This is a genomic window from Kosakonia beeri (assembly GCF_054165705.1).
The window spans coordinates 3,086,592-3,111,339 of the sequence record NZ_CM135106.1 but is presented as its reverse complement, the minus strand read 5'-3'; the positions used below and the strand labels follow the sequence as shown (position 1 = coordinate 3,111,339).

Annotated in this window: 22 protein-coding genes, 1 tRNA gene and 1 pseudogene; 8 read left to right on the top strand and 16 right to left on the bottom strand. The window is 46.6% G+C overall.

Going from position 1 to position 24,748, the window contains the following annotated elements:
- Positions 1–207 precede the first annotated feature (207 nt).
- Entirely contained in the window at positions 208–828 is a 621-nt protein-coding gene (locus ACUY4S_RS14820; protein WP_312688664.1) for a TfoX/Sxy family DNA transformation protein, read from the top strand.
- Here the strand turns inward: ACUY4S_RS14820 and yccS are convergent.
- The gene (gene yccS / locus ACUY4S_RS14815; RefSeq protein WP_458021580.1) at positions 822–2,951 is read right to left on the bottom strand and encodes a YccS family putative transporter; all 2,130 of its coding nucleotides are present in this window, start codon (positions 2,949–2,951) and stop codon (positions 822–824) included. The genes ACUY4S_RS14820 and yccS overlap by 7 nt on opposite strands.
- A gap of 17 nt (positions 2,952–2,968) precedes the next feature.
- Positions 2,969–3,415 carry a YccF domain-containing protein gene (locus tag ACUY4S_RS14810; RefSeq protein ID WP_312688667.1) on the bottom strand — a complete coding sequence of 149 codons (447 nt, stop codon included), beginning with the start codon at positions 3,413–3,415 and terminating at the stop codon, positions 2,969–2,971.
- 122 nt (positions 3,416–3,537) lie between these two features.
- Here ACUY4S_RS14810 and helD point away from each other — a divergent pair, with 122 nt between their 5' ends.
- A complete protein-coding gene (gene helD / locus ACUY4S_RS14805; RefSeq protein WP_458021579.1) occupies positions 3,538–5,592 on the top strand; it encodes a DNA helicase IV in 2,055 nt (684 codons plus the stop codon).
- Between the two features lie 26 nt (positions 5,593–5,618).
- Here the strand turns inward: helD and mgsA are convergent, their stop codons facing one another.
- A complete protein-coding gene (gene mgsA, locus ACUY4S_RS14800; protein WP_312688671.1) occupies positions 5,619–6,077 on the bottom strand; it encodes a methylglyoxal synthase in 459 nt (152 codons plus the stop codon).
- 134 nt (positions 6,078–6,211) lie between these two features.
- On the opposite strand from mgsA, the gene ACUY4S_RS14795 reads away from it, so the two are divergent.
- Positions 6,212–6,625 (top strand): CoA-binding protein, encoded by a 414-nt coding sequence (locus ACUY4S_RS14795; RefSeq protein ID WP_312688672.1) that lies wholly within the window; start codon positions 6,212–6,214, stop codon positions 6,623–6,625.
- A gap of 25 nt (positions 6,626–6,650) precedes the next feature.
- On the opposite strand, the gene hspQ is transcribed toward ACUY4S_RS14795, so the two are convergent.
- Positions 6,651–6,968 (bottom strand): heat shock protein HspQ, encoded by a 318-nt coding sequence (gene hspQ, locus ACUY4S_RS14790; protein WP_312688673.1) that lies wholly within the window; start codon positions 6,966–6,968, stop codon positions 6,651–6,653.
- 60 nt (positions 6,969–7,028) lie between these two features.
- The gene (rlmI, locus tag ACUY4S_RS14785; RefSeq protein WP_312688674.1) at positions 7,029–8,219 is read right to left on the bottom strand and encodes a 23S rRNA (cytosine(1962)-C(5))-methyltransferase RlmI; all 1,191 of its coding nucleotides are present in this window, start codon (positions 8,217–8,219) and stop codon (positions 7,029–7,031) included.
- Positions 8,220–8,311: 92 nt separating this feature from the next.
- Here rlmI and yccX point away from each other — a divergent pair, with 92 nt between their 5' ends.
- Positions 8,312–8,593, top strand: a complete 282-nt coding sequence (gene yccX, locus ACUY4S_RS14780) for an acylphosphatase (protein WP_458021667.1) — start codon at positions 8,312–8,314, stop codon at positions 8,591–8,593.
- Here the strand turns inward: yccX and tusE are convergent.
- The gene (gene tusE, locus ACUY4S_RS14775) at positions 8,590–8,919 is read right to left on the bottom strand and encodes a sulfurtransferase TusE (RefSeq protein WP_312688675.1); all 330 of its coding nucleotides are present in this window, start codon (positions 8,917–8,919) and stop codon (positions 8,590–8,592) included. The two genes, yccX and tusE, sit on opposite strands and share 4 nt — an antisense overlap.
- An 88-nt stretch (positions 8,920–9,007) precedes the next feature.
- On the bottom strand, positions 9,008–9,667 hold the full coding sequence (yccA, locus tag ACUY4S_RS14770) for an FtsH protease modulator YccA (RefSeq protein WP_312688676.1): 660 nt from the start codon (positions 9,665–9,667) through the stop codon (positions 9,008–9,010).
- Positions 9,668–9,938: 271 nt separating this feature from the next.
- Between yccA and ACUY4S_RS14765 the strand changes: the two genes are divergently transcribed.
- Both ACUY4S_RS14765 and ACUY4S_RS14760 read left to right on the top strand, forming a co-directional pair.
- The gene (locus tag ACUY4S_RS14765) at positions 9,939–11,567 is read left to right on the top strand and encodes an ABC transporter substrate-binding protein (protein WP_458021578.1); all 1,629 of its coding nucleotides are present in this window, start codon (positions 9,939–9,941) and stop codon (positions 11,565–11,567) included.
- A 143-nt stretch (positions 11,568–11,710) separates the two neighbouring features.
- Positions 11,711–11,798 (top strand) — tRNA-Ser (locus tag ACUY4S_RS14760).
- A 372-nt stretch (positions 11,799–12,170) separates the two neighbouring features.
- On the opposite strand, the gene ACUY4S_RS14755 is transcribed toward ACUY4S_RS14760, so the two are convergent.
- From ACUY4S_RS14755 to ecpA, 8 genes are all read right to left on the bottom strand, one after another.
- Positions 12,171–12,401, bottom strand: a complete 231-nt coding sequence (locus ACUY4S_RS14755) for a hypothetical protein (protein WP_312688679.1) — start codon at positions 12,399–12,401, stop codon at positions 12,171–12,173.
- Between the two features lie 550 nt (positions 12,402–12,951).
- The gene (locus tag ACUY4S_RS14750; RefSeq protein WP_312688681.1) at positions 12,952–13,443 is read right to left on the bottom strand and encodes a YqeJ family protein; all 492 of its coding nucleotides are present in this window, start codon (positions 13,441–13,443) and stop codon (positions 12,952–12,954) included.
- The gene (locus ACUY4S_RS14745; RefSeq protein WP_458021577.1) at positions 13,436–14,278 is read right to left on the bottom strand and encodes a winged helix-turn-helix domain-containing protein; all 843 of its coding nucleotides are present in this window, start codon (positions 14,276–14,278) and stop codon (positions 13,436–13,438) included. The genes ACUY4S_RS14750 and ACUY4S_RS14745 overlap by 8 nt, the downstream gene beginning before the upstream one ends.
- A gap of 294 nt (positions 14,279–14,572) precedes the next feature.
- Entirely contained in the window at positions 14,573–15,250 is a 678-nt protein-coding gene (locus tag ACUY4S_RS14740) for a fimbrial biogenesis chaperone (RefSeq protein ID WP_458021576.1), read from the bottom strand.
- Positions 15,240–16,871: a fimbrial adhesin EcpD gene (gene ecpD / locus ACUY4S_RS14735; RefSeq protein WP_458021575.1), complete on the bottom strand. Its 1,632-nt coding sequence runs from the start codon at positions 16,869–16,871 to the stop codon at positions 15,240–15,242. Before ecpD ends, ACUY4S_RS14740 begins: the two co-directional genes overlap by 11 nt.
- Positions 16,861–19,389, bottom strand: coding sequence for a CS1-pili formation C-terminal domain-containing protein (locus tag ACUY4S_RS14730; RefSeq protein WP_458021574.1), 2,529 nt, complete (start codon positions 19,387–19,389; stop codon positions 16,861–16,863). The genes ecpD and ACUY4S_RS14730 overlap by 11 nt, the downstream gene beginning before the upstream one ends.
- 24 nt (positions 19,390–19,413) lie before the next feature.
- The gene (locus ACUY4S_RS14725; RefSeq protein ID WP_312688686.1) at positions 19,414–20,082 is read right to left on the bottom strand and encodes an EcpB family pilus assembly chaperone; all 669 of its coding nucleotides are present in this window, start codon (positions 20,080–20,082) and stop codon (positions 19,414–19,416) included.
- Positions 20,083–20,151: 69 nt separating this feature from the next.
- Positions 20,152–20,727 carry a common pilus major fimbrillin subunit EcpA gene (ecpA, locus tag ACUY4S_RS14720; protein WP_458021573.1) on the bottom strand — a complete coding sequence of 192 codons (576 nt, stop codon included), beginning with the start codon at positions 20,725–20,727 and terminating at the stop codon, positions 20,152–20,154.
- A 931-nt stretch (positions 20,728–21,658) separates the two neighbouring features.
- Between ecpA and ACUY4S_RS14715 the strand changes: the two are divergent.
- Together ACUY4S_RS14715 and ACUY4S_RS14710 are read left to right on the top strand one after the other, a co-directional pair.
- A pseudogene (locus tag ACUY4S_RS14715) lies at positions 21,659–22,273 on the top strand (POTRA domain-containing protein); the annotation flags it as partial.
- A 122-nt stretch (positions 22,274–22,395) separates the two neighbouring features.
- Complete coding sequence (locus tag ACUY4S_RS14710; RefSeq protein WP_458024225.1) at positions 22,396–23,385, top strand: ShlB/FhaC/HecB family hemolysin secretion/activation protein; 990 nt, start codon at positions 22,396–22,398, stop codon at positions 23,383–23,385.
- 211 nt (positions 23,386–23,596) lie between these two features.
- Here the strand turns inward: ACUY4S_RS14710 and ACUY4S_RS14705 are convergent, their stop codons facing one another.
- The gene (locus ACUY4S_RS14705; protein ID WP_312688692.1) at positions 23,597–24,190 is read right to left on the bottom strand and encodes a helix-turn-helix transcriptional regulator; all 594 of its coding nucleotides are present in this window, start codon (positions 24,188–24,190) and stop codon (positions 23,597–23,599) included.
- Positions 24,191–24,748 lie beyond the last annotated feature (558 nt).

The following is a 24,748-nucleotide window of genomic DNA, read 5'->3' as shown; positions in this document are numbered from 1 at the left end:
GCCCTTTGAGTTACTGTATAAACATACAGTAACCTTTGGACGTTCAAAGATCAACCTCATTTTCTGAAACAAACTCGCAATTTTGTTTTGTCGCAGCTTCACAAAGTAAAATTTGCTTGCCGTCCTGCCCACAGTTGCCTATTTTCCTGATTAACGGATCCGTTACCTATCTTAATGTCGTTACTACGTGATTTTAAAGGAATAATCATGGAAGAGCTGTCACACCAACGGATTCATCAATCGTGTAAATACCTGTCCTCGCTCGGGGAAATTCGCCATCGCGCACATTTTGGTGGCTATAGCCTGGCGGTGGACAATACCATCTTCGCTCTGGTGTCTGTAGGCGAACTTTATCTCCGCGCTTGTGAAGAAAGTACACACTATGCCATCACCCGTACCGCACCTCTGCTGAGCATCAACAGACGCGGACGTCAGGTCTCGTTAAATTACTATTTCGTCAACGAGGGCTTATGGAGCGATCGGACGCTCTTATTGCAGTTGGGGGAATTGTCGCTCAACGCTGCACGACGCGATACGCTACAACGATCTGTGCAGAAGCGATTAAGGGACTTGCCGAACGTGACATGCCAGCTTGAAACCTCATTATGTGGAGTGGGGATAACCGATGTGCAGACGCTGCGCATGCTTGGGGCGAAGGCCTGTTGGCTGAAACTAAAAAGAGTGAACCGACATCTTAGCGTAAATGTTCTTTTTGCGCTGGAAGGGGCAATCAACGGTTTACATGAAGCAGCACTCCCGGTGCAAAAACGCCGGGAGTTAATTGAGTGGCTTAATGAATTGCAGGTTAAGGGAGCAAAAGCTTACTGAAGGATTTGCCGTTTCAGTCGGTACACTTCGGGCAATAAAGCGATTAACAGCCCAATTTGCTGAAGCACCAGAGGGGCTTTGCTGTCCGGTCGTGGTTCGAGATGTTTGATACGCTGTGATAATTCGGCGAGTGCGGCCTGCACTCGCCCTTCACTGCCCGGTAAATGATGCAGTGCATCATCTACATAGCAGACGGCGTCATCAAGCAGTCGAAGGATCTCCGGTTGCGTAAGCTGCTCGCGATGTGCTCCCAATGCTGAAATGTAACTGGTAAAGGTATGGTTCAGGCATAAGAGCCGGAACGCTGCATCGCGAAGTTCTGGCGTGGCGCCCGGTTCTGAAGACATATTCGATACCACAGAGGCTAGTTCCGCATCTCGGTTATATGCATTACGCCGTGCAATCCGGTAGGCCAGCCGGTTATCCCGCCCCTGGTGATATTGTTCCAGGATGGCATCGAGGTAACGGCAATTCGCGTTGAAAGCCTGCTCTGTTATTCTGGAAAGGTGGCGAAAACGCCAGTCCGGCCAGATAAAACTCACCGCAGCCCAGGCAATAGCACAGCCGATAAGCGTATCAATAATGCGGGGAACCGCCACTTCATACCCTTCGCCCAGCAGGTTAAAGCAGAGTAGAACAAGTAACGTAATAAACATGGTTGCATGGGCATACTGTATGGTGCGAAAAGCGAAAAAAAGCACCCCGGTGATCACGATGAGTACCAGTTGTCCTTCATGTGAGGGGACAAAATAGAGAACAGGTAAGCCAATAGCCACACCAATCAGCGTGCCGATCACCCGCAGGGTTAAACGATGGCGGGTCGCATTATAGTTTGGCTGGCAAACAAACAAACTGGTAAGCAGGATCCAGTAACCATGCTGTAAACCTGTCACCTGGATAAAAGCGTAACCGACGCACAGCACGACGGACATGCGAATAGCATGGCGGAACAGGGCGGATTCAGGTGTCAGGTTGTTGCGAAGCCGTAGCCAGATATCGCTGAAGCCACTCAGCCGATCATCAGCAAGCTGCTCTTCTGTGTCGCTGGGCTGTTGCAACTGCGGTTGCCCGGACTCTATGGTCGCGAGCTGAGCATCAATGGCGCGTAAGTTGTCGAGCAGAAAACCCAGCGCTTTCAAATGTTCCGATGATGTCGTGCCATTCGCCCGAATGCGGTCCAGCGCAGCATCAAGGTGAACAAATGCTCTCTCGAAGCGCGCGTCATGCTGATAGGGCGTACGCAGCAAAATGGCGCGGGCGAACTGGGCGCAGGCCAGAGATTGCATTGACAGTAGCCGCTGAAAACGGAACATAACATCGCTATAGCGGAAGTGCTCGCGCAGGGTCTGGTATTGAATATGTGAAGAGCTGGCGCGTTCGTGAATATCCTGCGCGACAAAATAATAATGCAGCGTTTGACGGGTGCTACGTTGCCCGCGATCGCCGCGCAAACGGGTAAGCAGCGTGGCTTTAGTCTGGTTGAGCGTCGTGACCAGTTGACCATTGGCGAGGGCGAGATCGTAAAAGGGAGCCTGGCTCTCATCTTCAATATCCGGATCAAAGAGACGCGCTTTGAGCTCCAGATAGTGCGCCAGCCCTTCGTAGCAGCGCGACAGGTTGTCCTGGAGGGCACGAACAGGAAAGACCAGGTGCCCAACTAACGTTAAAACGTTAAACCAGATTGCGCCAGCGAGCAGTAACAGGGGCTGTTGATACCACTGCTCAAAAAGCGATATCCCCAGCATGGTATAAATCGCGATTAGCAGCGCGCCAAAAGCAATCGTGGCGTAACGTTGGCCCAGTCCTCCCAGCAGGATAAAACCAATCGTTGAACTGACCAGGCCAATGGCGAATAACCACGGCCAGGGGTATAAAAGTTCGACAGAGGCTGAAGCAATAAAGAAGCAGAGCAGCGTAATAAGAAGATTGCGTAGCCGCCCGGTAAGGCGGTCGTCCAGATCCGCCAGTGCGGCTGCGACCACACCCAGAGTAAGCGGGATAGTCAGCTTGACCTCTTGCAGCATCCAGGGCAGTACTGCAGTTCCGCAGAGCGCGATAAAAATCCTGACATTATAGAGCCAGGCACTGTTCCATGTGTAACGGCGAATAAAAGGACTCAGCATAATGAATGACGATCCGTTTACTGAAAACGGCGACGCGCGTTAGCTTCGCGCGCGGCGCGGGCTGTTTCGACCGAGACGACCCGGCGGCCAACCGGCCATAATGCAATAGCGGCAATCTTGAAATTCGCCACGCCGACGGGAATACCAATAATGGTCATGCACTGGGCGATCCCCGCAACGATATGCATGATGCAGAGCCACCAGCCGAAAAGAACAAACCAAAGAATATTCAGCACGGTACCGCCAACGTTCAGCAGCCCGTTTTTACCCTGAGGCGTTAGTTCGTCGACATGAATCGCTTCATTACCCCAAGGGATTAGCGAGAGTTTAGTGATTTCCCAGCAAGAGCGCGTCAACGGCAGGGTAACAATTAACAGAATGCTCACCAGCGTTGCCACTAACCAGCCCAGGGTGGTGGCAAAACCGCCAAGAACAAAGTTGAGAATATTCAGAATGGTACGCATAAAACCTCAGTGCAATGCAGTAAGCGAAATATCCCCGCAATTGTAACGATTTTTTTGGCTGGAGCACCAATTCTCTGGCAGGTAAACTGACAAACATTGTCACAAGCTGAGAACGATAAGTCATGGAATTGAAAGCGACGTCATTGGGAAAACGGCTGGCGCAGCATCCTTACGATCGCGCGATGATCCTCAATGCAGGCATAAAAGTGGCTGGAGACCGACATGAATACCTTATTCCTTTCAACCAGCTACTGGCAATAGAGTGCAAACGCGGGTTGGTCTGGGGTGAAATGGAGTTCCTGCTTACGGATAAAAAAGTTGTTCGTCTCCATGGTACGGAATGGAGCGAAACCCAACGTTTTTATCACCATCTCTACGAGCGCTGGAATAACTGGAGCGTGGAAATGAGTGAAGTTGCGGCAGGCGTTTTATCCAGACAACTGGATGTGATTGCCGGTCGCGTTGAACAAAAAAAGTGGTTAACGCGCAAACAGGTCAGTGGTCTTCAGCAGCAATTACAGCAAGCATTCACGGCGCTACCTATACCGACCAGCCGCCTGTATGAGTTCGATAATTGCCGCGAACTGTGGCGTCAGTGTCAGGAATGGCTTAACGATCTTGAAGGCCGAAGGGCACAGCATAACCAGACTTATACCGATGCCATGCTGACGGAGTATTCGGCGTTTTTTGATCAGATCGAAACCTCACCTTTAAATCCTGCGCAAGCGCGCGCGGTCGTCAATGGTGAACAAGCATTACTGGTGCTCGCTGGTGCCGGTAGCGGTAAAACCTCTGTTCTGGTGGCGAGAGCAGGATGGTTATTGACGAGAGGAGAAGCGGCGGCCGATCAGATCCTGCTATTAGCCTTTGGTCGCAAGGCGGCACGGGAAATGGATGAACGTATTCGCGCACGGCTGCATACAGACGAAATCTCCGCTCGTACTTTTCATGCTCTGGCGCTACATATCATTCAGCAGGGCAGTAAAAAAGTGCCGCAGATCAGCGAACTGGAGGGCGATACATCAGCCCGTCTGGCGCTGTTAACCGAAAGCTGGTGCCAGCAATGCAGTGAAAAGAAAGCGCAGGCTAAAGGTTGGCGGCAATGGCTGGAAGAGGAGCTCGCGTGGAGTGTTCCGGAAGGCAACTTCTGGGAAAACGAAAAATTACAACGGCGTCTTGCTCCGCGGCTGGATCGTTGGATTGGCCTGATGCGTATGCACGGTGGCGCGCAGGCAGAAATGATTGCCAGTGCGCCTGAAGAGATACGTGATCTGTTTAGTAAGCGTATTAAGTTAATGGCGCCTTTGCTGAAAGCCTGGAAAATGGCCTTAAAAGCGGAAAATGCCGTCGACTTTTCTGGCCTGATTCATCAGGCGGTGAATGTACTGGAGAAGGGACGTTTTATCAGCCCGTGGAAACATATCCTGGTGGATGAATTTCAGGATATTTCGCCGCAGCGGGCACTGCTATTGGCGGCGCTGCGTAAACAAAACTCACAGACTACGTTATTTGCGGTAGGGGACGACTGGCAGGCGATTTATCGGTTCAGTGGCGCGCAACTCTCCCTGACTACGGCGTTCCATGATTATTTTGGCGAGGGCGATCTCTGTGCGCTGGATACCACTTATCGTTTCAATACGCGGATTGGTGAAGTGGCGAATCGCTTCGTTCAGCAAAATCCATGGCAACTGGCGAAACCGTTAAACAGCCTGACAGCAGGCGATAAGCATGCCGTTACGCTGCTGGGGCAAGATCACCTGGATGCCCTGTTGGATAAATTGAGCGGCTATGCCACGCCAGAAGACCGCATCCTTGTTCTGGCCCGCTATCATCATGGCAAACCCACCAGCCTGGAAAAAGCTGCAACGCGCTGGCCTAAATTACAGCTCGATTTTATGACAATCCATGCCAGCAAAGGCCAGCAGGCAGATTATGTGATTGTGTTAGGGTTACACGAAGGGACAGATGGTTTCCCTGCGCCAGCCCGCGAATCCATAATGGAACAAGCGCTGTTGCCCCAGCCAGAGGATTTTCCTGATGCGGAAGAGCGGCGCCTGCTGTATGTCGCGTTAACCCGCGCACGGAAACGTGTCTGGCTGTTGTTTGACAAAGAGAACCCGTCGCGCTTTGTCGACATTCTTAAATCGCTGGATGTCCCGGTAGCAAGAAAACCCTGAAATCAGGCGGCGCGAGCCGCCCGATCTTATTTCAGTCGTTCAGAAAGGTAGCGTTGATAATCGGGGATCAGAATTTCAACCGGCGTATTGAACTGCGGGGAGGCGATAATAAAGTCCGCAGTAGACAAGTTCGTCGCAACCGGAATATTCCAGACCGTTGCCAGTCGGAGAAGCGCTTTTACATCGGGATCGTGTGGAACGGCGTTCAGCGGATCCCAAAAGAAAATTAAGACATCAATTTTCCCTTCGGAAATTAACGCGCCCACCTGCTGATCGCCACCCATCGGCCCGCTCAGCATGGCATTCACTTCCAGCCCTGTTGCGCGCTGGATCAAATTTCCGGTCGTGCCTGTCGCATATAACTGATGTTGCGCTAACACCGATTGATGCCGTTCTACCCACTTCATTAACATCTGCTTGCAGTGATCATGAGCGACCAAAGCGATATGTTTGTGCTCGGGTAGGGTGCGAGTCGTTAATTCCATATTTTTTTCCGTCAGTGATTTTTCTACAGATTACTGGAAGCGCTTGTTGCTGCAAGAGAAGTCGCCAAAAAAAACTGAAAATGGTTGAGTTCCACAGTTTGATTTACACTTTGTGCATTCGCCCGGAGGAAACCATGAAAGAAAACGATATCGCAGGTATTTTACAATCAACTCAGACTATTGCGCTGGTAGGGGCAAGCGATAAACCCGATCGCCCGAGTTATCGCGTAATGAAGTATCTTCTGGAACAGGGTTACCATGTGATCCCAGTTTCGCCAAAAGTCGCGGGTACGACACTGCTGGGGCAGCAAGGTTATGCGACACTGGCCGACGTGCCAGAAAAAATTGATATGGTTGATGTCTTCCGTAACGCCGAAGCCGCGTGGACTGTCGCGCAGGATGCCATTGCGGTAGGTGCAAAAACCTTGTGGCTGCAGCTTGGTGTTATTAATGAGCAGGCCGCCGTGCTGGCGCGTGAAGCGGGGTTGAACGTGGTAATGGATCGTTGCCCGGCTATTGAAATCCCGCGTCTCGGGCTGGCGAAATAAAACACCCCGCACAAGCGGGGTGAGATCAATTACGCAGGCGCGGTGCCTGAAGTTGTTTACGAATGGTGCGCGCCAGTTCGTCCATCGAGGGTTGTTCCGGATGTTCATCCGTCACTTCGCTGGTCAGTTGCGCTTCTGCAAGATAGGTATGGACGGGTTGCCCATCATCATCTTCCATCACCACGTGATACCAGGGCAGTGCGCGCAACTCGTCATTCACCGCCAGTTCATCGGCGGAGGGTTCGTCAAGAGAATATTCGGGGTCGATATCGACCACTACGCCAAGATAACCCAGCAGTGAGTGGCGAACCTGCTGGCCGATACCGAATTTGCTGGCAATCATTGTCACCTCCCGGGAGCCTTGCATAACACGAGATATGTAGGCAAAGCTCCAAAATTCAAGTTACATGACGCGACAGGCAAACCCTTTCAGATACAGCCCTTCCGGGTAGGTAGCGATCACAGGATGATCGGCGGCCTGACGGAACTGCTCTATAAATTGTATATCACGACCAGCATCTATTGCGGCATCTGCAATGATTTTCTGAAATAAATCTGTGGTCATCAGACCTGAGCAGGAGAAAGTGAGCAATACACCGCCCGGGTTGAGCAGCTGGATCGCCAGCATATTGATATCTTTGTAGCCGCGGCAGGCGCCCATCAACTGGCTTTTGTTCTCGACGAACTTTGGCGGATCCATGACGATGACATCAAACGTTTCTCCCTGATCGCGATATTTGCGCAGCAGTTTGAAAACGTCATCGCGAACAAACTCCGCCTTGCTCAAATCCAGTTTATTCAGAGTGACGTTTTGCTTTGCTACATCAAGCGCTTCTTGCGACGTGTCTACACTCACAACCTGACGACAACCGCCCATCAGGGCAGAAACCGCAAAACCGCCAGTATAAGAAAAACAGTTCAGAACACGCTTGTCCGCCACATAGCGGCGTGTTGCCAGACGGCTGTCACGCTGATCGAGGTAGTAACCCGTTTTATGCCCGCCCTGAATGTCGACAAACAATTTCATGCCGTTTTCTTCAATCGGCAGCAGGGCTGGCGGCAGTTCTCCCAGTACCGGGCCTTGCGTCAGTTCCAGACCCTCTTTCTTACGTACGGCAACATCGCTACGATCGTAAATTGCGCAATGCGGGTACAGCGTTTGCAGTGCCGAGAGCAGAGCCGGGCGCTGATATTCTGCGCCTGCGCTTAATAACTGTAGGACAAGAAAATTACCAAAGCGGTCAATGGTGACGCCGGGTAACCCGTCGGATTCCCCGGCGATGAGACGATAGCTATCCAGTCCGTCGCGCTGCGCCAGCCAGTCGCGCCACTGTTGTGCCTGCTGGAGGCGACGAGTGAAGAACGCGATGTCGATACTTTCATCTTTATCGAATGTCCAGACACGCGCACGAATTTGTGACGCCGGCGATAAGGCACCGCGCGCCAGCCATTTGCCCTGGTGATCGACAATATCCACGGTTTCTCCGAGGCTGGCTTTCCCTTCCATACGGGCAACCGCGCCGGAGAAAACCCAGGGATGACGGCGTAATAAAGATTTCTCACGCCCTTTGGCTAACACTAAACGTACACTCATATTTGGCTATTCTATAAACTGAAGAAAATGGGCGCTATTGTCTCGGGTTCGCCCGGTAAATGCAACGCGCCAGTACGGAAAGGGGAATGAAGATGGCACATGTCTGCACAAAAGCCTGGGTACATGGAAGGGTACAGGGGGTGGGGTTTCGCTATAGCACACAGCATGAAGCCAAACGCCAGGGCCTGACGGGTTACGCCCGTAATCTGGATGATGGAAGCGTCGAAGTTCTCGCGTGTGGTGAGGCCGAAAGTGTTAACCGTTTGATCGAATGGCTAAAAGCCGGAGGACCTCGCAGCGCACGTGTTGACAGAGTTCTTACGGAACCCTGTCAACCAGACCGGGAATGGGGCGATTTCAGTATTCGCTATTAAATACACTTCACAGGTTTAGGCAGGCCCGCTATTTTCGTTGCCTGCTTCGCAGGCCCTTTTGGGAAAAGGCGGTAGAGATAGCGGCTGTTGCCTTTTTCTTCGCCGTACTTGTTCGCCATGGCTTTTACCAACATGCGAATGGCTGGCGAGGTATTGAACTCCAGATAAAACTCACGCACAAAACGCACCACTTCCCAGTGCTCGGGGGAGAGAGCAATTCCCTCTTTGTCTGCGATAGCCTGTGCCAGTGGCTCGCTCCAGAGTGCACTCTCTTTCAGATAGCCTTCGCTATCGGTTTCGATTTCTTTGCCTTCAAAGATCAACATTGTTTTTCACTGCCTCAGCCAACAACGGCGGGAGTGTAGCAAAAAATAAAGCCCCGCATAAGCGGGGCTGAAGGCAGTTCTTTGCGGCTTAGTCTCTGCTGGCAAAACCGAGGATGCTCAACAGGCTCACGAAGATGTTATACAGCGATACGTACAGGCTCACCGTGGCGCGAATGTAGTTGGTTTCACCGCCATGAATGATGTTGCTGGTTTCAAACAGGATAGCGCCGCTGGAAATCAGAATAAATACTGCGCTAATAGCCAGATGCAACGCTGGCAACTGCAGGAAGATATTCGCTACCATACCAATCAGCACAACGACAACGCCAGCCATCAGCATACCACCGAGGAAAGACATATCTTTGCGAGTTGTCAGTACATAGGCCGAGCAGCAGAAAAACACCAACGCGGTGCCGCCGAGCGCCAGGCCGATCACATCGCCCATACCGGCAGAAAGGTACGCATTCAGCATTGGCCCCAGGATATAACCGAGGAAGCCAGTAAAGGCGAATGCAGCCAGGATACCGGTCGGCTTGTTGGCGAGCTTATAGGTCAGGAACATCAGACCATACATCCCGACTAATGTCAGGATTAAGCCCGGCGACGGCAGCATCAACACGGTACTGGCTGTCGCGGTAATGGCGGAAAAGGCCAGTGTCAGGCTCAGTAAGAAATAGGTATTGCGTAAAACCTTGTGCGTGCTTAGCAGGGAAGTGCGATCACGCGATGAAGAAATAATACGATCCATGAGTCACTCTCTTATGACAGATGTAATTAATTGTGGAGTCTAAAAAAGACTGGTTCCCTGACAAAGTTGTTTTACCCATCTTTACTCATAAAGCAAGTCTGTTTGCACGGTGACTTTTGCGTAAAAACGGGCAGACGATGCCACAAGCGATAAATGTGAGGCAAATCCATACTGGTGTCTTATATGTCACTGAAATCCATTGCCCTCTAACCATTTGAGCGCTAAGAGTGTTATGGCATCGTCATTATGTTAACTATCAAGGCGAAGGGACATGAAAAAACAAACACAAAAACATATCGCACTCTCTTTTTTGACTGTCAGCATGTTGGGCGCCTCTGCTGCCTCTTATGCGGCGACAGTGCCAGCCGGAACGACGCTGGCGGAGAAACAGGAACTGGTACGTAACAATGGCAGTGAACCTGCATCGCTTGATCCGCATAAAGTTGAAAGCGATGTTGAGTTCAATATTGTCAGAGACATGTTCGACGGACTGGTGTCGGTCAGAAAAGATGGCTCTATTGAACCGGGTCTGGCAGAAAAATGGGAAAACAAGGACAACACGGTCTGGATTTTTCATCTGCGACCTGGGATTACCTGGTCTGATGGTACCGCGATTACGGCGAAAGACGTGGTCTGGAGTTGGCAGCGGTTGGTGGATCCGAAAACGGCTTCCCCTTACGCCAGTTACCCCGGCAATATGCATATTGTGAATGCGGTTGATATTGCACAGGGCAAAAAATCACCTGATACGCTGGGTGTAAAAGCACTGGATGACATGACACTTGAAGTAACACTGTCGCAACCGACGGCGTATTTCTTGCCGATGTTAGGGCATCCTTCACTGGTAACGCTGGACCCGGTACTGATTGGCCGTTACGGCGACAAGTGGACGAAGCCAGAACATATTGTGACCAGCGGCGCTTACAAAGCGACAGAGTGGGTCGTGAATGAACGTATCGTTGCCGTGCGCAATCCGCGCTATTGGAATGACAAAGCGACGGTCATCAATAAAGTGACTTACCTACCAATCAATTCGGAAACCGCAGATGTAAATCGTTTCAAAGCGGGTGAAATTGACATTACGAATACCATCCCGGTGAACCAGTTTGCCCAACTGAAAAAAACGCTTGGCGATCAGGTTAGTGTAGTGCCGCAGTTAGCGACCTACTATTACGAGTTCAATACCACCAAGCCACCCTTTAACGATCCGCGCGTACGCCGGGCGCTCAATATGGCGCTGGATAAAGATATCATTGCCGATAAAGTGATGGCGCAAGGTCAACGTCCTGCATGGGTTATCAGTCAGCCTGAAATTGGTGGTGTAAAAATCGTCCCGCCAGAGTACGCATCGTGGCCACGTGAAAAAAGGCTGGCGGAAGCAAAAAAACTGCTGAATGAAGCGGGCTTTAATGAGCAGCATCCGCTGAGTTTTAATCTGCTTTACAACACCATGGAAACGCACCAGCGCATTGCCATTGCCGCGAGCTCTATGTGGAAGAAAAATCTGGGTGTTGAAGCCAAACTGCAGAACCAGGAGTGGAAAACGATGCTGGATACCATGCATAACGGTACTTTCGATGTTGTACGTTATGCCTGGATTGCCGATTATGATGATGCGGCGACGTTTTTGAATAATTTCCGCACCGGGGAGAGTGAAAATACCAGTCAGTACACTAACCCAGCTTATGACGAAGCCTTGCATAATGCCGCAAAAGCGAAAGATATTGCGGAACGAGGCAAATATTACCAGCAGGCGGAAGATCTACTGGGCCAGGATGTCCCGGCCATACCGGTGTATCACTATGTGCGTACCCATTTGGTCAAACCATGGGTAGGTGGCTTTGACCCCGACACTCTTGGTTTCTTCCTGACGAAAGATATTTATATTAAAAAGCACTGAGTGTTTTTACAGCGATTGCGTTGAATAAATCATCATAATGCTGATATTTCAGGCGAATAACACACTTTTGATGATTTTTCAGGCAAATAAACATTCTTGGTCTTTACAGACGACACTGGGATGTTTATAGTGCGCCTCATTCCGGAAGTGTGGCCGAGCGGTTGAAGGCACCGGTCTTGAAAACCGGCGACCCGAAAGGGTTCCAGAGTTCGAATCTCTGCGCTTCCGCCAGATTAAACAAGGGGTTACCAAAAGGTAACCCCTTTGTTTTTTTGGTTTATAGTCCATCCATCGAAGCTTTCCAAATTCTGACTGTTTCGCCGCAGGTCGTAGCATGGCTATCAACTTCATTTTTCGCTCACGAACCTGTACTCGCCCTCTTTTTTGAACCAATAGGCTTTGTTGCAGAACACGTGCAGCGACACAACGAGCCCTGCGCTACACAGTTACTATCAATGCACGTGGGATAAGAGCGGGATTAGCGTTTCGAAAGCGCAAACCAGCCAGATGGCAGGTCATATCATAAAAGTATTGCTGGCAGGGGAACGAAGCGGAGGAGAAATATCATTGATTTTCCTCCACCTCAGGAGCATGTCAGGAAGGTTAAATCTTCGCGCCTAAAATTCTGGATGCGACAGCTTTTGCGGCTTCAAGTTTTGCTTTCCCCGCTTCGGAATGTGTGCCAGATTCGAATGCTTTGAAGTTAAGTTCAATGTTCTCCACTGCTTTTTCTACAAACACTCTAGGCAGTTCTGAGCAAATGGACTGAAAAATTATTTCATATGCTAAAGCACGACACTGAAGATCATTAATCACTTCTTCTACTGGCTTCATAACCTCTCCTTAAGAACAGTATGACAATCACCCACAGACAAAAAATGTCCGTCTCGAGTACCTGTGCGATATGAATATTTACTATCGTTCAGTTAGACAAATAACACCAGAGAAAGCCGTGACCAAAGCGGGCCGGACCCATCGAAAGACACATCGAAGCCGGTTATAGGTGCGGTAACGCCATTCTGCTACTAAAACCCCGGTTCGAAAATTAACGCCCATGCCGTATCAGGCGATCTTTTTTGGGGGGATGGATGCCCGTGATGATCCGTGTCCTGGTTTTCGCATAGACGTTCGCGGTGCAGGTAAGGACGCCACCGTCTGCCGTTATGGCTGCATACTGCCACAAGGCACAAAAGCTTTCAGAGTACCAATCTCCGGGGGCATCCCTGATTAAAAAGGGCTACCGAAAGTAAACCCTTTTATTTTCTCGCCTTCGGTCAGCGCGAACCATTTTTCACTTACCTTCCAGGGGAGAGAAGCATACCGATCAAGCCGCTAAATGCTTACTCGATCTGGTACGGGTGAAAATGGGTGTCAGCTGTGCAATTTAGCGCAGTGAACGGGTGCAATAAAAAATAGGCCGCTTACCGATAGAGAATACAAAACCATCATTACCCAGGTTGTGAATGGAGTAAGTTATTTGTTTTTGCGGATAAACATAAAAGTCCGGTAACATTTGAGCGATAATCTCATCGGGTAATGATTCAACATTAGCAAATTTGTGAATGACACTGGATTTGAGATGGTAGATGTCTTTATTGTCAGTCCAGCTATAAGAAATATCTCGTCGAATATTTCCTTGCTGATGAACACCTTGTGCATAGGTGCCACTTACCGAAACAACACCTTTCTTTTCATGTGGTGTGTACATGAAATCCAGCGTTAAATCTGCACGAGCATCACCGTGAAAAACGACGATAGTCGCTGAGCATGCATCTGAATGGAGAAGCTGTAATTTCATCCTGTCATAAAAATAAGGTAGGCAAGCACCAGTGATGAAAAATAATATTAAGAAGCAGAGCGTTTTCCCCTTAGTCATCGTTCACCCCCCGAAAAAATAGCGAGGTGCATTCGGGCGAAGTGGAAGGTGAAAGTTCATTTTTGCATAAAAATGCCGTCAGGGTGGGAGACGTTCTGGATAAATAAGCGTAAATCCAGGGATGCGTGCGGCAATCCAGACCGGTACTTTTTATTATGTTGCTAATGTGTCCGTCATTATTATCGCCATCATAGGCATCATTGTTTGCATAAAAATTACAGCCCTTTTCTTTTTCAATCCAACGATACGAATGAAATAAAACGGGGGCTCCACTGATATGTTGAAAGAGTAGTGTGGTCAGCATTCCCATAATGAAAGAAATAAGCATGACGATAGCGAATGCTTTCCAGTGCAGACGTTTCGGAGAAGGCTTTTTAATGTTGATTGACGGCACTCCAGCCAAAAGCAATGGAGTACTATGAGGTAATGTTTCGTTAGTGGGGATCTCGTTGTTCGTTGTATTGGCAGTGTCTGGAACAAACTCAGACATAACTTCCGCTTGCCTGTAAACCTTCACACTGGCATCAATCTGAAAGCCTTTTCTAGGGATCGTCGCAATGAGTCTTCTGTCTGTTTCGCCAACGGCGCGTAAGCCACGGCGCACGATAGAAATGTTTTGATAAAGGGTATTGGCGGGCACCAACATTCCTTCTTCTTCCCAGACTTTTTTAAAGAAATCTTGTTGAAGTACAACGTTGGGTGAGGCTTCCAGCAATAGCAGAAGACACCGGCTTGCCGGAGATGTTAATGTGACACTGACCTCAGGATTATTTGCAGAAATTAGCTTTTTGGATCCCGGTCTGAATTCAATGTTATCGTTGATAATCCAGTGCATATATTGATTATGACGAGGCCGGAGGCGCTGTCCCTTTTAGAATAAAATCTTCATTGATTAATAGCTTCCCAGATATTTATTTCAACATACCGTTGTGTTAATTACCATTCTTTTTACAAGAAAATGTGTGTCTTAACGTTAATATCTAAAGGTATGCTTTCTATTCGGTATTTAATTTACAATAAATAGAAGTGCATACCTCTATGTAATTATTGAAAAAAGTCCAAGCCCTTTATTGCTTTAAATTAAACTACGCGAACGTTTAAGATTTTTTGTAAGAAGCCATGTTGTTAGTCATTCGCATGAATTATTGGTCTTGATGAATCTTTCATCGTAGATAATGATTGTACTCGAAGCATGTTTTAACGCCGGGAGGCGAAGAATATCACCCGGACGCAGATACCAGGATTCACCCTCTTCTTCAGTTGAGGTGCAAAACGGTTTTATCAGCAGTTTGAACCAGGTATTGCCGGTATTTTTAAAGGTCCCGTTAGTACGATTATACGCCCACTTAAAATTTATTTTACGCGGCCTTACAACAAGCACTGTATCTAACACAACCACTGGCATCATACCTACGGAGCTGGTTGCAGTGCGGGCGATATTGCGATTCTCAGGCGAAATTTCATAAAAAATAGCGCGATAGTAACGTTCTTTGTCGTCATGAGGACCATTGTATTGAAATTTAAAAAAATCTCCCTCGCTGGGTTGCAGTACCAATTGCTTTGGTGTGTAAAGCAGTTCGCCAGGAAATACTGGCGTGCGAATCTCATTTGCGCCAGGTTTGTCAATGCCAAACACAGTGACCCTGTAAAGGCGAGCCGACACGTTATTATTGACGATATATTTACTGACAACCGACTTTTCGGGCGCCATCGAAAAAGTTAGATTTCCTGCATAAATAGCCTGAGATGGCTTGGGCAGAATGAGTATCATCAATAAAAATATATTTTTTAAAGCGTTATGGAACATTTCGCCACGTCGCCTTTACTCTGATCTCCCCGGCTGCGCTTACGTCACCGTACCATTGATCCCCCGTTAATGAATAAAGGGACTGTGGGGAATCCATTGCCACAGAAAACCTCACTGTTGATTTGTTCATGAGCCCGTTGTTGCCATTACTGTCGATCCAGGGAGACTCCACCCAGAATGCATCCGTCATATCCCGCCACTGACCATCACAGCCAACATCATAGGTTCTCATGTCGCCGGTACGGGTGGCGAAACTGAGGTAAGCAGGAAAGGGCACTTGGGTCAGGCCGTCCGGGGAGCTAAAAATACACCAGGAACGGCCCTGTAATGACTGGGTGGGGCCTGAAACGTTAATCATGACTTCATCTGCAGCGGTTTTGCCATTCGTGGTAACGGTATAATCAAAATCCAGAGAAGGATTTCCGTTACCGACATTGCCTTGTCGGGTTGGATTAGCAACCGCATCGCTGGAAATGATGCTTATGCTAAAATCACGTGGTTTAATGATAAGCTGACTCGATGTTGAAAATTCATACCAGCCTGATTCAGGTGCAGTAATATTACGCAGGCGGAAATTGAAGATGTCTCTTGAGTTCACATCACTGATGCCCAGATCGACCATTTTTTTCAAAAAGTTTGAAGATAAAAATACAAAGACCGAATACCAGCCTTTCATATCATTGAAGGTATAATAATTTATCATGCCATTAACGGTTTTCCATGACTGGCCATCAAGGCTGAACTGCATGTCACCGGACGATATTGCTGCTTCAAGCGCGGCATTTTTAATGGATGGGAAAATCTGAATGGAAGTATTACTGAGGCCATTTTGATTCAAAACATAACTCATCATACGGCATGCAACACCGCTATTTCTGCCTATTACCTGAAGAAAGCAGCCGGAGCTATCGGCGCCTAATGTTGGTTTGCCATCACTGTTTATGAAGATTTCAGACAGAGCTGATGTGTTATAAAGTTTTAATTGTGCACCTTTCGTGAAAGAGACTTTGCGGGTATACCAGAGACCTGTCGCCATATTCTGGCAACGTTCGCCTTGACTGGCGTTGTAACTCTCGCGAGTTTGACAACCATTAATCGTCATTGAAAAGTTACTGCCAACCGGGATGCTATTAAGTTGTTGGTAAAATTGGTCGGACATCATCCCATGCATCCATTTCGCCCCACCGGGAGGCACAACAACGCCATAGAACCCCTGGTTATCGGTCATTTCTGGTTCGATCAAACTGGTATTTGCATCACAGCCGGAGTAATGGCTAATACAGCGTAAACCCGAGAGCGGGTGGGCAACAGGGGAGTTTTCGAGCCACATGTCAAATCTCCAGTTGCTGTTTAAGAGAGTGTTATAGCCATTATCGATATAACCCAGGCTCTGTTGATAAAGTGAACCTTTAAGCGTGGTCCAGCGATTGGAACCGGTCATTCTCGGATCCAGTGCGCCTGCAGGAGTCACAAAAAAACTATCATCGGTGTCATTTTCAACAAAAACATATTCGCGGGTTGGTGCATCACTGAATACTGTTTTTGTCACGGCAGAAAAAACGGGATAAGTAACAGCAATTAAAATAAGAAAGAGATATGTAGGATATCCTTTAACCCGCATGGTTAAACTCCGTTGGCGTTGTACTGGCATATGATTTTAAACCCCGGCAAATAACATCACCTACCCAAATAGCCCCCCGTGCGTCGCTAATAGCCAGCTCCGTTTCACAGCGTTTATTATTGCCATAGTAAAAGTCTATGACAGGGTATTTCTTATCAACATCCATCACAAACTCACCATTATTGTCGGTCTGTGCCCGGCCGACATGGTTGTTGATTGGGGCATTGGCAAGTGATGTCCCATCTTCTGCGTGTATGCGACCGAATACAGTGACGATCTGTTTTATTGTCGGCTCAATAATGACAACATTGCCTGGGTAAAGCGTAAGCGAACTCTTTCTGCCGCTGGAAATATCATAACTATCCAGCGAGTTTTTGCTGTTTTGAATTTCAATTTCATACGTATTGTAAGATTGCAAGGGGATATAATTACGTGAGCCGGTTAATTGTACAGCTCGTCCGTTAACCCTTGCTGAAAGTTGGCCTTCGTCTTCGATATCCGTCCGGATAATAATGCCAGCATTGCCTTCATTACTACCACTGGCCACTATTTCTTTTCCCTGCCAGCCAATACTACCGCTGGAGGTTAAATTAGCATTGATATAACCGTCAGCACCACTATTTACATTGACCGTACCAGAGGACAATCTCGATTCGTATCTTACGCCAGCCCCACCACTGAACGCACGATGACCCTGAGCCGAGCCTGAAACCACATGAGAAATATCAGCACCGACATTACGAATAATGCCTTCGTCATACGTTTTCTGTACTGCAATATTCGCCGCTGTGTAACCGTCCTGGTGCGTCATTCCAGTACGAAGCCAGTTTCCCAATGGCAGAGAAAAATCTAGCGCCACGTATTTTTGAATACTTGAACTGTTGCTGTAGAGTCCCGTTTCATACCGTTGTACGCCGAGGCGTAAGCCCAACGAGCCGAAAACGCCGTTATACAGTGGCTGCGCGTAATCAACCAGGTAGTAGTGACTCTTATGATAACGATCTTCATTATAGCTGGCACTTAGCGAACCGAGCCTTGACCACAGCATATTGCCGTTTAGCGAAAGACCAACCGCGCGGTTATTAGCCCTATTGCGACGTAACGCATTACCAATGTTCGTCTTTTCCTGGCTAACCCATATTGAACTGAAGCCGCCGGGCAGTGCCATGCTCATATTACTGATTAGGCTCCATGAACGGTCTGAAGAGGCCATATTCTGCAGATTTATGTTTAAAAAATCGTCGACTGGCAATGACAGATTCGTTTCGACGATGCTTAGCGAATTGTAGTTATACCCTGTCGCCATCCAACGAGAATTACTCAACATGCCTGAGGAAGAGACGCCAATAATGGTAGTGTCACGTGCTTTTTTTTCATTGCCCTCTTCCGGGTACCAGTCATTCATATGTATCCGGCCACCCCATATCTGCCAGCCAGTAGCAATGCCAGCCCCGGTATTCTGCGAGAAGATTTTATTTACGCGCTGGATACTTTTATTGATCGTTTTACCGTTAACTACCACTTCAACAGTGATGTCATAAATGCCGTGCGGTAACCCACGGGTGTCAATTTCATGACTACCCATATTAAAATTCTGAATGCTCAGTAACTTATTATCGCGATACAGGAGAGCTTCCCCGGCAGAGGGGAAAAAGGCAATGATCGGCGTAACGGAATGAGAAGAATCAAATACAGTCGAATTTGCATTATTCCCCCAGGAGAAACCATAAGCCTTACCGGAGGAAATAGCGGTAATCGGGCCAAGAGATTGCAAATTCCATGTATCAAGCATGCCCGCCGCGAAGCGGTAACCCGCAAAATCGCGTTCATACATCGCCTTATACATGGCAGTTTGTTGGTGCGCAGTTCCCATACCATAAAGCGTGCCATCGACAAAGATATGATGTTCACGCATCGCCAACGCTTCGTTAAGAGATAAGTAACTTGAGGTATTATTATCTCCGTCTGGCGTCTGGTTGCTATATACGCCCAGAACATAGTTAAGCGCACTGCTGAGTTTTTTTCCGCTTGATGCGCCCATATGCGCTGTATGCTTTTGCAACAGTGTTGCTAACGCCTCAGGTTTTATCACCAGTTGTAACGTAAGTTGCTGAAAATTAAGATGCAGAAAAGCATTATTGTTAAGTGTAATTTCCATGTGTTGATCAAAAGCGACGTCAGTAAGGTCGATTAATTTGTCGCTTGTTTCATCATTCAAATGAGCATTCTCGTCATGGCGTTCGAGTTCAATTCGACGTATCTTTAACGTGTTATCATCCATCAATATCAAAGCGCGACCTATACGCTGATCATCTTTGTTATCATGCGCATTATTTAGATGTATAAATAAAGGTATATTCATGCCGTCATGCAGAGCTTTATTAAAAGTCTCGGGTATTATCACGCCGCCAAAATTTATAATATTCTGGTTGTTGGCACAGGCATTATTGATTGCATTGAATGTCATCGTGGTGAATGCTATTAAAAAACAAATGGCTTTTCTATCCATAATGAACATTAGCGTCACTCCATGACAACTTATCTATTTAATTGGTAAGAATTGTTCAGCTTGCCATGCCGCAATGCGACTTTCAGGATCCAGTATGTTTACTTTGGTAAATTTACGCGTGCGCCCTGGAAGTAAAAAATAGTTTTCATGGCATTGATCACCCTTCCCAATTTCCTGACAGGAACCGTAAGCAATTATGCGAAGAGTTGCATTGCCGGTATTTGAAACGCTGCCGTTGGTATAGTGGTAGTTATAGTGGGCCTTGCGCGGAGTGACGACCAGGATCGTGCTGATCCTCGCTGAAGCCGTTGCCATAGCGCTACGCACACTCTTATTCTGTTGTTCCATACTGAGAGCCTGGTCTGTCCAGATAATGCGATAGTATCGCTCTTGATTGTCTTCAGGTCCTTTATAATAAAAGCGGATTGTTTCAGAACTATGTGCGGGCAAAAGAGTACTGCCTGGTGTGTAGAGAATTTCATCTTTATTTTCCATAGGAATGATCTTCCCCTCAGCAAGGGGGGACGTGATTCTTTCTATGTCAATATTGATAAGGCGACCGGATGACGTCGTATTTTTGATTTCTTTACTTAACATGACGCTATCGCTGTAGATGAATGAAGATATATCTCCAACATCCAGCGCCCACGTGGGGAAATTAAAACTTACCAGCAGGCTCATCGCAGTAATGAATTTTTTCATAGAGATACCCGTATGGTTAAACAGGAGCAATGACATGCTCCTGTTTCGTCGCCACTATGTTCAACTGGTCTAGGTTGCATCGAACTGAACACTAACATCACCGCTCCAGACTCCTTCCGGAAGCTGGCTGAAGTCTGACATGGGCGCCGTTCCATTGGTCGTGCCACTTATGATGGAGAAGGTGAAGTTCTCCTGAGCAGAAGATTTGCCACTGGTTTTGTAGCCATTTGACAACGCGCTAAGATTTCCACCCATGATCCCGCCTGCCGTGTCAATTAATGTCGTATCAGTGCCTTTTGCTAAGGGGGTTCCCTGATAATTGACACCGACATCTAACGTCGATCCGGAGCCATCAAGCTGGGTTAAGGTGTTGGCGACCAGGCGTGAAGTCAGTTTGAATGCCGTTGCCGTGGTGTCCCCGTCAATAGAGACATCAAACAGTCCTTTTTGCGAGTTAAATGCGTTTAGCCCTGCCGCATATTGGAAAGATAAACTTCCTAGAGGCGTGACGGCCAATTTGCCTGACGTGTCTTTTTTGGCCGTAGCCTGCCAGCTTGCAACTGCCTGAGCGGTTATATCAGCTGCCTGTGCAGCCTGAATACCCAATGCAGAAAAAAGGATGAGTGCCGTTACATTATGTTTCATTGTCAATTACCCTCAGTGAGTTAAATATGTCTGCAGTAAAACGACTGCTTCTCTTTTGAGTAAACTATGCGAGCGCTACACGTTTAGTTGAATAGTTAACATTGCTCCTTATTTATTTAATGAGCCGGCATTTGTTTTGCACATATTCTTAATCATACGCTTATCGATTATGGTGAGGCTTATCAATATAAAGGTCCTCACATGACTGCTCGATGATAATAATTCTCTTTTTTGAGCTTTATAAAATCATGGAAATTTGAGTTAGAGAGAATAACATCACGAAAAGTCGCCAGTTAGTAAAAAAAGCTGTTCGAAAAATGATATTAGTAGTGTTAAAAGTTTCTATCATAAAATAATCTTATTTTTCAATGTGCTGCTGTGCAATTTTAGCGTTTCTTTAACATTTTGGCTTAACGCTTTACGGGGTTGTTTGGGGTATTTAAGTCAGTCGATAAAATATTAGGGAGCATTAATGTGATAATTTAAGATATAACTTGCATAAAATATCAAGTCTTGTATAAGCGTTTTGATTCGGCTTGCTATGAGGAAGTTAATGTTATGAAAAAATCTTTCTGAAAAATGTTTTATGTCAGCAGGTTGAATATAGTATCTACATGATCTTCCATGAACAGCTTTATTGATGTTCTTATAAGGGTATGCCATATTTTTCTTTACTATGTAGTAACAGTTATTAAGCCATGGAATAAAAAACTGAGTTGTATATTCCCTAAGCCAATACAAGAATTTTATGGAAATGAATTTTTCATGTGGATTAAGGAAGAATTCATTTGATTTATTTGGGGCGGGCGTTATTTTTTGTAAAAATCACAAGGAGAGGGGGGCCAACTAAGTACTGATTATTTACAAGGCGCCTCGGGATAACTCCAGGAACAGAGTGGCTGACTACGCGCATTCGCGTAAACACGGAGGCATGAAATCTTTTTCAGCAGTGGATAGTCACACCGACAGAAAAATTATAAGGCATGCCTGTTCCAGGCTTGAGAACAATATGAAGAGATATCTCCTACGGGTAACATTTTTTATCGTGTTGATAACGAGTCTGGACTCTGTTGCCGAACCTCAACTGGAACGGTTGGTTAAAGAACAGCGAAAAAACGACAACAGTAATCTTTTTGAGAACAAAATTGATAAAAAAGATGTGCTTTCTGACTTACCTGACGACAGCGAGTTAACCTTTGAATTGCCTGAAGAAGCGTTATGTTACCCAATAGATAAAATGATTATTGAGGATCAGTTTATTCGCCTAACGAAGATCAGCAACACAGTAAAATTCTTCATGGGAAAGTGCCTCGGGGTAAAAGGGCTTGAAAAAATATCGCAAGTTTTACAAGATGCTCTGATTATGGCCGGCTATGTGACTTCACGTGTGCTGATACCCTCTCAGGACCTATCATCAAAGAGACTGATCATGCGTATTGTGCCGGGGCGAGTAGGCGATATTATTATTGAAAATGCAAACATATCGAAAAATTCCCTGCCTTTTTCAACAGGCGATATCCTCAATTTAAGGCATATTGAGCAGGGGCTGGAAAATATACAAAGAACACCCTATACACAGGTAAAGATTGATATTGTGCCGGGGGGGGGGGAAACCAAAGCAATATTATCATTAAAATTGAGCGCGCAAAGACATGGAACGTCAGGCTTGTGTATAACAATTGGGGAGAAGGCTCCACGGGTAAAAATTTGTATAGCGGGGTTGGCTATCTCTATAATCTGGCCAGAGTCAGTGATATTTTTTATTTATCAGGCACGCGAAGTACAACCGGAGCATATGACAATGTGAGTACATATTATAGCCTGCCGTTTGGTTTTTGGGCGTTCGACCTCTTCTACAATACCAGCCACTCACGGCAAAAAGTGAATGTTTCAGCATTTTCTTTTGATTATTTAGGCAAGAATGAGTATTTCAATTTCAAAACTTCAAGAACACTCTTCAGAGATAAAGATAAGAAACTTTCAACCAGTGTTGAGGCCATACGACGCAAAGCGAAGTATACCCTTGGTGATGTCAATCTCGCTTTGCAGGAGCGAAACATGGGGAATCTTCGGCTTGCGGTCAATTACAAGCAGTACTTCTATGATGCAACCCTGGATGTCGCACTTGGCTGGCAACGTTTTTGCCGATTATTTGGCGGAAAGAAAACACCCGATATGTTGTCAGGTTCGGTAAGTTCAAACAGCAATATTATTACCGTGAATCTTGACTATACAAAATGGTTAGAAATATTAAATCGTCCATTTTTTTATAATATGAATATTGGCGTACAATACTCTCCGGATACACTGACTTTACAGGATCAATTTTCTGTAGGTGGCCGATGGACGGTGCGTGGCTTTGAAAATAGCACCGGCGTTGATGGCAATTCAGGTAGTTATATAAGAAACACTCTCAACTTTATTACAGGCTATCACGATACCTTGCTTTACGTGGGCGCAGATTATGGGCAAGTATCAGGCACGTCTGATTTGTCTGTTTCTGGAATTAACACCAAACTTGCAGGCGCGGTTATAGGTGGAAAAGGAACCCTTGAATCGTTCGGATATGATATTTCTGTATCAGTGCCACTAATGAATAATGCCTCTTTTGAAAATGATCGCTTCACGGTAAGTGCAAATTTTTCCTATCAAATCTAATGGTGTATTTTGCGCGGCTATCGGGTAGATGAAGTGGTTTTTATAAACACTACTTTTGACGGAAACTCTTTGTCTACATTAATCAAAATTCATTTGAATGAATGACGCCAGCGCTGCTGTCGGCATGCTCTTTGTAATAATATTGCGCAGGAATAAGCCAGTTTTCTCTCCGCCTGAAAGGATCAGGCGGAGCAGCTTTGATGATGAGTGTTCATTGGTGTGGTTTCAGTCTTTCCGGTTTTAAGACCTGCTGGTGAGAAAAACCGACATCATCGAAGAGGTTTTCACTGATCAATAGCAGGTCGTTTATTTTTTTTCCACCCAGCTTTTTACAGGCTCTGTTACGATAGGCATAGACTCGCTTTGGCGATAAATTCATAACGCTGGCTATAAAGCTAATGCTTTTTCCCTTTAACGATTCTTTCAGTATCGTATGCTCAATAGCATTCAGCGAACTTTCTGTTTGCTTGATGATTTTTTTCTTTTTCACCACCCGCTTGATAGCATTCTTGATTTCTACTAACGAAGCTTTAGCTTTGAGGACTTCATCCGCTTGATTAATGATAATGTTTCTGCTTACATCAAGGATGACTAATATTTTGCTTAATTTACTTATTAGTGCAATCTCTTTTGCATATGACTTATTTTGTGCTTCAATATGAAGTATGATAACGTCATCCAACGACAGGTTATCGAGGTCTAAACCTTCAAGTTCTACTGGGATAATATTCCATTCTTTAGGCAGGGTTAATGAGATAATGCCTTTTTTGAAATAAATGTTATTACTGATTATATATATATTCATTCGCCATCCGTTTCAGTATTATCTAAAGGATCCTCTATATTGTAATGCTGGCGGAAATCTGTCTGGCAATTAAATTGTCTTATATAAGGAAATAAACGCTTAAGAAAGAGCTAAGCTTAAGATTCAGCTTTATTAGGCACTTGACATCATCAGGTTAAACTCAAGGCTCTGCCAGAGTAGCTACAAATCTGTAACAATGATCATAAAGGTTTCATCCAGTATCTCGGTCTTCTGAAAACTACTCACCTTGTTGATTAATCCCACCAGGTAAATCCTGATGTCATCCATGCAGGGCAAGTCAGTAGCGGTATGGGTGCATTTTTCATGTTAACGATTATAGGTCTATAATATTTTCAGTGCTGTATAAACTGGCTCTTATCTGGATTCATATTCTGTATTTGCAGGTCTTTTATTTATTTAAAATGCATATGCGTTTGTTTTACGAGATATCGTTCTGAGCCATGGCGGATCGAGTGTTCAACTCATCTCTCTATTGCTCGTACGGATTATCTTATACCAACCGCCACAGAGGGCTGACGTCCTGACATCGGCCCTGAT

Bases quoted from the DNA above. Each gene is read 5' to 3' on its own strand.
- yccS (WP_458021580.1), bottom strand. From the start codon at position 2,951: ATGCTGAGTCCTTTTATTCGCCGTTACACATGGAACAGTGCCTGGCTC.
- ecpD (WP_458021575.1), bottom strand. From the start codon at position 16,871: ATGCGGGTTAAAGGATATCCTACATATCTCTTTCTTATTTTAATTGCT.
- ACUY4S_RS14765 (WP_458021578.1), top strand. From the start codon at position 9,939: ATGAAAAAACAAACACAAAAACATATCGCACTCTCTTTTTTGACTGTC.
- yccX (WP_458021667.1), top strand. From the start codon at position 8,312: ATGGCACATGTCTGCACAAAAGCCTGGGTACATGGAAGGGTACAGGGG.
- ACUY4S_RS14730 (WP_458021574.1), bottom strand. From the start codon at position 19,389: ATGTTCATTATGGATAGAAAAGCCATTTGTTTTTTAATAGCATTCACC.
- ACUY4S_RS14820 (WP_312688664.1), top strand. From the start codon at position 208: ATGGAAGAGCTGTCACACCAACGGATTCATCAATCGTGTAAATACCTG.
- ACUY4S_RS14740 (WP_458021576.1), bottom strand. From the start codon at position 15,250: ATGTTCCATAACGCTTTAAAAAATATATTTTTATTGATGATACTCATT.
- mgsA (WP_312688671.1), bottom strand. From the start codon at position 6,077: ATGGAATTAACGACTCGCACCCTACCCGAGCACAAACATATCGCTTTG.
- rlmI (WP_312688674.1), bottom strand. From the start codon at position 8,219: ATGAGTGTACGTTTAGTGTTAGCCAAAGGGCGTGAGAAATCTTTATTA.
- ACUY4S_RS14745 (WP_458021577.1), bottom strand. From the start codon at position 14,278: ATGCACTGGATTATCAACGATAACATTGAATTCAGACCGGGATCCAAA.
- tusE (WP_312688675.1), bottom strand. From the start codon at position 8,919: ATGTTGATCTTTGAAGGCAAAGAAATCGAAACCGATAGCGAAGGCTAT.
- ACUY4S_RS14725 (WP_312688686.1), bottom strand. From the start codon at position 20,082: ATGAAAAAATTCATTACTGCGATGAGCCTGCTGGTAAGTTTTAATTTC.
- ACUY4S_RS14755 (WP_312688679.1), bottom strand. From the start codon at position 12,401: ATGAAGCCAGTAGAAGAAGTGATTAATGATCTTCAGTGTCGTGCTTTA.
- ACUY4S_RS14750 (WP_312688681.1), bottom strand. From the start codon at position 13,443: ATGACTAAGGGGAAAACGCTCTGCTTCTTAATATTATTTTTCATCACT.
- helD (WP_458021579.1), top strand. From the start codon at position 3,538: ATGGAATTGAAAGCGACGTCATTGGGAAAACGGCTGGCGCAGCATCCT.
- hspQ (WP_312688673.1), bottom strand. From the start codon at position 6,968: ATGATTGCCAGCAAATTCGGTATCGGCCAGCAGGTTCGCCACTCACTG.
- ecpA (WP_458021573.1), bottom strand. From the start codon at position 20,727: ATGAAACATAATGTAACGGCACTCATCCTTTTTTCTGCATTGGGTATT.
- ACUY4S_RS14810 (WP_312688667.1), bottom strand. From the start codon at position 3,415: ATGCGTACCATTCTGAATATTCTCAACTTTGTTCTTGGCGGTTTTGCC.
- ACUY4S_RS14705 (WP_312688692.1), bottom strand. From the start codon at position 24,190: ATGAATATATATATAATCAGTAATAACATTTATTTCAAAAAAGGCATT.
- yccA (WP_312688676.1), bottom strand. From the start codon at position 9,667: ATGGATCGTATTATTTCTTCATCGCGTGATCGCACTTCCCTGCTAAGC.
- ACUY4S_RS14795 (WP_312688672.1), top strand. From the start codon at position 6,212: ATGAAAGAAAACGATATCGCAGGTATTTTACAATCAACTCAGACTATT.